The sequence below is a fragment of the Streptomyces carpinensis genome, from assembly GCF_002154505.1.
In the GTDB taxonomy this organism is placed as follows: domain Bacteria; phylum Actinomycetota; class Actinomycetes; order Streptomycetales; family Streptomycetaceae; genus Streptomyces; species Streptomyces carpinensis.
In genome coordinates, this window is sequence record NZ_MUBM01000314.1 from 1 (window position 1) to 6,584 (window position 6,584).

Annotated in this window: 5 protein-coding genes; 4 read left to right on the forward strand and 1 reads right to left on the reverse strand. The window is 71.7% G+C overall.

The genetic code is table 11. The features are described from left to right. The coding region (gene ispG, locus BZY54_RS35565; protein WP_107419912.1) for a flavodoxin-dependent (E)-4-hydroxy-3-methylbut-2-enyl-diphosphate synthase at nucleotides 1–1,095 on the forward strand (1,095 nt) is incomplete at its 5' end. A 34-nt stretch (nucleotides 1,096–1,129) separates the two neighbouring features. Here ispG and BZY54_RS35570 read toward each other — a convergent pair. Next, nucleotides 1,130–3,028, reverse strand: coding sequence for a SpoIIE family protein phosphatase (locus BZY54_RS35570; protein WP_086729449.1), 1,899 nt, complete (start codon nucleotides 3,026–3,028; stop codon nucleotides 1,130–1,132). 177 nt (nucleotides 3,029–3,205) lie between these two features. Between BZY54_RS35570 and BZY54_RS35575 the strand changes: the two genes are divergently transcribed. The 3 genes from BZY54_RS35575 to BZY54_RS35585 all read left to right on the forward strand — a co-directional run bounded on the left by BZY54_RS35575 (nucleotide 3,206) and on the right by BZY54_RS35585 (nucleotide 6,527). After that, nucleotides 3,206–4,054, forward strand: a complete 849-nt coding sequence (locus BZY54_RS35575) for a GNAT family N-acetyltransferase (protein ID WP_086729445.1) — start codon at nucleotides 3,206–3,208, stop codon at nucleotides 4,052–4,054. A gap of 114 nt (nucleotides 4,055–4,168) precedes the next feature. Continuing rightward, entirely contained in the window at nucleotides 4,169–4,753 is a 585-nt protein-coding gene (locus tag BZY54_RS35580; protein WP_086729446.1) for a GNAT family N-acetyltransferase, read from the forward strand. Nucleotides 4,754–4,826: 73 nt separating this feature from the next. Beyond that, nucleotides 4,827–6,527 carry a proline--tRNA ligase gene (locus tag BZY54_RS35585; RefSeq protein ID WP_086729447.1) on the forward strand — a complete coding sequence of 567 codons (1,701 nt, stop codon included), beginning with the start codon at nucleotides 4,827–4,829 and terminating at the stop codon, nucleotides 6,525–6,527. Nucleotides 6,528–6,584: the final 57 nt, after the last annotated feature.

The following is a 6,584-nucleotide window of genomic DNA, read 5'->3' on the forward strand; positions in this document are numbered from 1 at the left end:
CGGCAGATCCAGGTCGGGCCGGTGGCGGTGGGTGGGGACGCCCCGGTGTCGGTGCAGTCGATGACGACGACGCGTACGTCGGACATCGGTGCCACGTTGCAGCAGATCGCCGAGTTGACGGCGTCGGGGTGTCAGATCGTGCGGGTGGCGTGTCCCACGCAGGACGACGCGGACGCGCTGGCCACCATCGCCAGGAAGTCGCAGATCCCGGTGATCGCGGACATCCACTTCCAGCCGAAGTACGTGTTCGCCGCGATCGAGGCGGGTTGTGCGGCGGTGCGGGTGAATCCGGGCAACATCAAGAAGTTCGACGATCAGGTCAGGGAGATCGCCAGGGCGGCGAAGGACCACGGGACTCCGATCCGGATCGGGGTCAACGCGGGTTCGCTGGACAGGCGGCTGCTGCAGAAGTACGGGAAGGCGACTCCGGAGGCGCTGGTGGAGTCGGCGCTGTGGGAGGCGTCGCTGTTCGAGGAGCACGATTTCCGGGACATCAAGATCTCCGTGAAGCACAACGATCCGGTGGTGATGATCGAGGCGTACCGGCAGCTGGCCGAGAGCTGTGATTATCCGCTGCATCTGGGGGTGACGGAGGCCGGTCCGGCGTTCCAGGGGACGATCAAGTCGGCGGTGGCCTTCGGTGCGCTGTTGTCGCAGGGGATCGGTGACACGATCCGGGTCTCGCTGTCGGCGCCGCCGGTGGAAGAGGTCAAGGTCGGTCTGCAGATCCTTCAGTCGTTGGGGCTGCGTCAGCGTGGTCTGGAGATCGTCTCGTGTCCGTCGTGCGGGCGGGCGCAGGTGGATGTGTACAAGCTGGCCGAGGAGGTGACCGCGGGGCTGACCGGCATGGAGGTTCCGCTGCGGGTCGCTGTGATGGGCTGTGTGGTGAACGGTCCTGGTGAGGCTCGTGAGGCGGATCTGGGTGTGGCCTCGGGCAACGGTAAGGGGCAGATCTTCGTCAAGGGCGAGGTCATCAAGACCGTGCCCGAGTCGAAGATCGTGGAGACCCTGATCGAGGAGGCCATGAAGATCGCCGAGCAGATGGAGGCCGACGGCGTGGCCTCCGGCGAGCCGGAGGTCTCGGTCGCGGGCTGAACCCCGCTCCCCAGGAGCCGCGTCCCGGTGACGTTTACTCCTCCCGCGCGCGGCGCGTCGGGTCCTCCACCGGCGAGTCCTCCTGCAGGGAGCCGGGCGCGGCCCGGTCCGGTGCCGCCGGACTCGTGAACGGGGACTGCTCGGGCGGCGGCGGGCTCACGTCGCCGGGGGCGCCCGCACCGCTCGCCGGCACGCGCAGCGCGAGCAGGGCGGCGTCGTCACCGCTGGGCCTGATGCGCTCCAGCAGCGCGTCGCAGAAGTCGTCCACGGTCCCCTCGGTCAGCCGCCGGGCCAGCACGGAGGCCTGGTGCCGGAGCGTGGCCATGCCCAGGTCGATCGGGCGGCCCCGGCTCTCCACCAGGCCGTCGGTGTAGAGCAGGAGCGTGGACTCGGGAGGAAGGTCCTCGTAGGCGTCGGGCCAGCTCAGGCCCAGGTGCAGGGTGGCGCTCATCCCGATCAGCGGGCCGTGTCCGTCCGTCAGGAACCGGGTGTCGCCGTCCCGGGTGACCAGCAGCGGCGGCGGATGCCCGGCATTGACCCAGTTCAGCCGCCACGGCCCGCCCTCCGGCCCCTCGATCCGGGCGAAGACGAGCGTGGCCATGGGCGCGTCGCTGGTGTTCGTCACCGCCTCGTCCAGCCGGCACATGATCAGGCTGGGCGGCTTCTGGTGGTCCCACGCCAGGGCGCGCAGCATGTTGCGGACCTCCGCCATGTGCGCGGCGGCCTTCAGGTCGTGGCCGACCACGTCCCCGATCACCAGGGCCATCACGCCCTCGGCGAGCAGGAAGGCGTCGTACCAGTCGCCGCCGATCTCCATGGCGCTCTGCGCGGGCAGGTAACGGGCGGCCATCCGCAGATGGTTCACCTGCGGCAGCGGGGCGAGCAGCTGGCGCTGCATGGTCTCGGAGACGTTCCGCTGCTCCTCGTAGAGCCGGGTGCTGTCCAGCACCAGCCCGACCCGGCGGCCGATGTCGGCGAGCAGTCGTATCTCGGCGTCGGTGGGGACGGGCGAGTTCCCTGCGCGGCCCACGGTCAGCAGCCCGTAGCGGTTCCGGCGGGCGCACAACGGCACCACCACGGCCGAGTGGCCGCCGAGGCGCTCGAACAGCCTCGCGTGGGTCGCGGCGAGCGGAGACTGAGGATCCCGCAGTTCCTCGGCGGTCAGCAGCACGGGCTCGTCGGCGCCCATGACTCGCTCCACCGCCGCACGGGAGTCGGCCGACAGCAGCGGCAGCGACCCCTCCAGCCGCCTGGCCCGGCGCGGATGCGCGGGACAGCGTACGGCGACCCGCTCCAGCGTCCCGGACCGCTGGGAGCACAGAGCCACCGCCGCCCAGTCGCCCAGCCCCGGAACCAGCACGCGCAGCAGCCTGCGCATCCTCCCGGACGCCTTCAGGGCGGACATCAGCACCGAGGAGACGTCCGCCAGCAGGTTCAGCCGGGCCGTCAGAGCCTCCAGCGCCGCGGTGTGCGCGGCGGCCCGCTCCTCGGCCGCGCGATGCGTGCTGAAGTCGTCGAAGACGACCACCAGCCCGGCCGGCCGGCCCTCCAGCAGCAGGGGAGTGGTCGACCAGATGATCGGCACGGTCGTGCCGTCGGCCCGCAGGAAGAACTCCTCGCTGCCCTGCTCGACGGCCCGGTCGCCGAGCAGCGGAGCCCGCATCGCGCACTCCTCGCGGGGCACCGGGCTGCCGTCGGGGCCGCGGTGCAGCAGGTCATGGGCGTCCTGGCCGAGCATCTGGGCCGCCGACCGGCCCAGCAGCCGCTCGGCCCACGCGTTCACGAACGTGATGCGTCCCGCGCTGTCGAGGGTGAGGACGCCCGTGCCCAAGCCGTGCAGCACCGCGAGGGGGAAGCCGGGCTCCAGCGCCGCGCTCGCGGCGCTCGTGGCCCCTTCCCCTCGTCGTTCCGGACGGAGACGCCCCTCCGGCATGGATGCCACCGTGATCACCGCTTTCCCCAAGCCACACCTGACCAACGTGTACCCATACCGGCCGAAAATCGCTCACCTTCCAGAGCCTCGGGGCCCCGCTCCCCCGGGGGGCGGCGCCGCCCGGATTCGCCAGGTACAGTGCGGAGATCAGCAGAACCCCAGCGTGAGGCCCCGTACGTGTTGACCCAGACCACCTCGCGGGTGCTCGAACCGAGCGACCTGGACGCCGCGCTCGCCGTCCTCGACCGCGAGCCGGTCGCGAACGCCTTCGTGCTGTCCCGGGTACAGGTCGCCGGCCTCGACCCGTGGCGGCTCGGCGGCGAGATGTGGGGCTGGTACGAGGACGGCATGCTGACGTCCCTGTGCTACGCGGGCGCCAACCTCGTCCCGATCTGCGCCACCCCGCGCGCCGTGCGGGCCTTCGCCGACCGGGCCCGGCGGGCCGGCCGCCGCTGCTCCTCCATCGTCGGACCTGCCGAACCCACCACCCAGCTGTGGCGGCTGCTCGAACCGAGCTGGGGCCCGGCCCGCGAGGTCCGCGCTCACCAGCCGCTCATGGTCACCGACCGCATGCCGGCCGACATCGCCCCGGACCCCGGCGTCCGTCGCGTCCGCAAGGACGAGATGGAAACGATCATGCCGGCCTGCGTGGCGATGTTCACCGAGGAGGTCGGCGTCTCCCCCCTCGCCGGTGACGGCGGCCTGCTCTACCAGGCCCGGGTCGCCGAACTCGTCGGCTCCGGCCGCTCCTTCGCCCGCCTCGACGAGCACGGCAAGGTGATGTTCAAGGCGGAGATCGGCGCGGCCACCGACCGGGCCTGCCAGATCCAGGGCGTCTGGGTCGCGCCGGAGTACCGGGGCCAGGGCCTCGCGGCCCCCGGCATGGCGGCGGTGCTGCGCTACGCGCTGGCCGACGTCGCCCCGGTGGTCAGCCTGTACGTCAACGACTTCAACACGGCCGCCCGGCGGACTTACCTGCGGGTGGGCTTCCAGGAGGTCGGGGCGTTCATGAGCGTGCTGTTCTAGGACCGTCCGACGGATCATGGCGCAGACGCGGTCGGGGCGTTTCCGCGCGCACTGTTCCGGATGCCCATCGATGCGCTGTTCAGGGGCCGGTGTGAGCCGGGTAGTCTCCCCGGCATGGCGCACTTTCCCGGTCACGGCTCCCACCGCCCCGACGACGTCGTGATCGGCCCCCTCGACCTCCCGGCCCGCGTCGACGAGGCGCTCGCCGTGCAGGCCGTCGCCTTCGGACTCGGCGCTGACGAGGTCGCCGTACGCCGCCAGATCGTGCTGCGCCACATGACCTGCCGGGGCGCCCGCGCGCTGGGCGCCACCACCGCCGACGGCCGGCTCGTCGGGTTCGTGTACGGCATGCCCAACGACCGCACGCACTGGTGGTCCACCGTCGTCGAACCGTATCTGCGCGCCCGCGGCCACGAGGACTGGCTCGACGACTCCTTCGTCATCACCGAGCTGCACGTCCACCCCGGCCACCAGAACCGCGGCATCGGCCGCGCCCTGATCACCGCCATCACCGACACCGCCGCGGAGCCCCGCTCGATCCTCTCCGCGATCGACACCGACAGCCCGGCCCGCGGCCTCTACCACTCCCTCGGCTACGTGGACCTGGCCCGGCAGGTCCTCTTCCCCAGCGCGCCGAAGCCCTACGCCGTGATGGGCGCCCCGCTGCCGCTGCGCCGCCGCGCGGGTGGCGCCCGCTAACCGATTTCCACCGGCCCAGTCCGCCCGGCTAACCTCCTAGCCATCACCCATACCCGGCAGGAGTACGAGAACCATGGCGAACGCACCGGTCCAGCGCATGTCCCAGTTGATGGCCAAGACGCTGCGCGACGACCCGGCGGACGCCGAGGTCCTCAGCCACAAGCTGCTGGTCCGCGCCGGTTACGTCCGCCGCACCGCCGCGGGCATCTGGAGCTGGCTGCCGCTGGGCAAGAGGGTCCTCGCGAACGTCGAGCGGATCGTGCGCGAGGAGATGGACGCGATCGGCGCGCAGGAGGTGCTGCTGCCCGCCCTGCTGCCCCGGGAGCCGTACGACGCGACCGGCCGCTGGGACGAGTACGGCGGCGAGCTCTTCCGCCTGAAGGACCGCAAGGGCGGCGACTACCTCCTCGGTCCGACCCACGAGGAGATCTTCACCCTGCTGGTGAAGGACCAGGCGTCCTCGTACAAGGACCTGCCGGTCATCCTCTACCAGATCCAGACCAAGTTCCGGGACGAGGCCCGGCCGCGCGCCGGCATCCTGCGCGGCCGTGAGTTCCTGATGAAGGACTCCTACTCCTTCGACCTCGCCGACGAGGGCCTCGCCGAGTCCTACGCCCTGCACCGCCAGGCCTACCAGCGCATCTTCGCGCGCCTCGGCCTGGACTACCGCATCGTCGCGGCCACCGCCGGCGCGATGGGCGGCTCGAAGTCCGAGGAGTTCCTCGCCCCGGCCGAGGCCGGCGAGGACACCTTCGCCGACTGCCCGAACGGCGACTTCGCCGCCAACACCGAGGCGATCACGTACGAGGTGAAGCCGGTGGACGCCTCCGGCGTGCCCGCGGCCGAGGAGATTCCGACCCCCGACACCCCCACCATCGAGACCCTGGCCGCCTCGCTCGGCGTTCCCGCCTCCGCCACCCTCAAGAACCTCCTCGTCAAGGTGGACGGCGAGATCGTCGCCGTCGGCGTGCCCGGCGACCGCGAGGTCGACATGGGCAAGGTCGAGGCGCACTTCGCCCCCGCCACCGTCGAGCTGGTCAGCGCCGAGGACTTCGTCGGCCGCCCCGACCTGGTCCGCGGCTACGTCGGCCCGCAGGGTCTGGACAAGGTGAAGTACATCGCCGACCCGCGTATCGCGCCGGGCACCGCGTGGATCACGGGCGCCAACAAGGAGAACACGCACGCCAAGAACCTGGTCGCCGGGCGTGACTTCGAGGTCGACGAGTACGTGGACGTCGTGGTCGTGCAGGACGGCGACCCCTGCCCGAAGTGCGGCACCGGCCTCAAGCTCGACCGCGCCATCGAGATCGGCCACATCTTCCAGCTCGGCCGCAAGTACACCGACGCCCTCAAGCTCGACGTCCTCGGCCAGAACGGCAAGCCGGTCCGGGTGACCATGGGCTCCTACGGCATCGGTGTCTCCCGCGCGGTCGCGGCCCTCGCCGAGCAGCACGCCGACGAGCACGGCCTGGTCTGGCCCGAGGAGGTCGCCCCGGCCGACGTGCACGTGGTCGCCGCGGGCAAGGCCCTGCAGACCGAGCTGGCCCTCGACGTGTCGCAGAAGCTGGCCGCCGCCGGCGTCCGCGTCCTCGTCGACGACCGTGCCGGTGTCTCCCCGGGCGTGAAGTTCACCGACTCCGAGCTGATCGGTGTTCCGCAGATCCTCGTGGCCGGCCGGCGCGCGGCCGAGGGCGTGCTCGAACTCAAGAACCGCCGCACCGGCGAGCGCGAGGAACTGACCGTAGACGAGGCGATCGCCCGCCTGACGGCCTGACCCGCGCCCCGTCCGCGCCCCCACCGGCGAACCTCCGAGGTTCGCCGGTGGGGGCGC

What these genes read in the sequence shown, in the direction of transcription:
- BZY54_RS35580 (WP_086729446.1), top strand. Translation starts at nt 4,169, where the DNA reads ATGGCGCACTTTCCCGGTCACGGCTCCCACCGCCCCGACGACGTCGTG.
- BZY54_RS35585 (WP_086729447.1), top strand. Translation starts at nt 4,827, where the DNA reads ATGGCGAACGCACCGGTCCAGCGCATGTCCCAGTTGATGGCCAAGACG.
- BZY54_RS35570 (WP_086729449.1), bottom strand. Translation starts at nt 3,028, where the DNA reads ATGCCGGAGGGGCGTCTCCGTCCGGAACGACGAGGGGAAGGGGCCACG.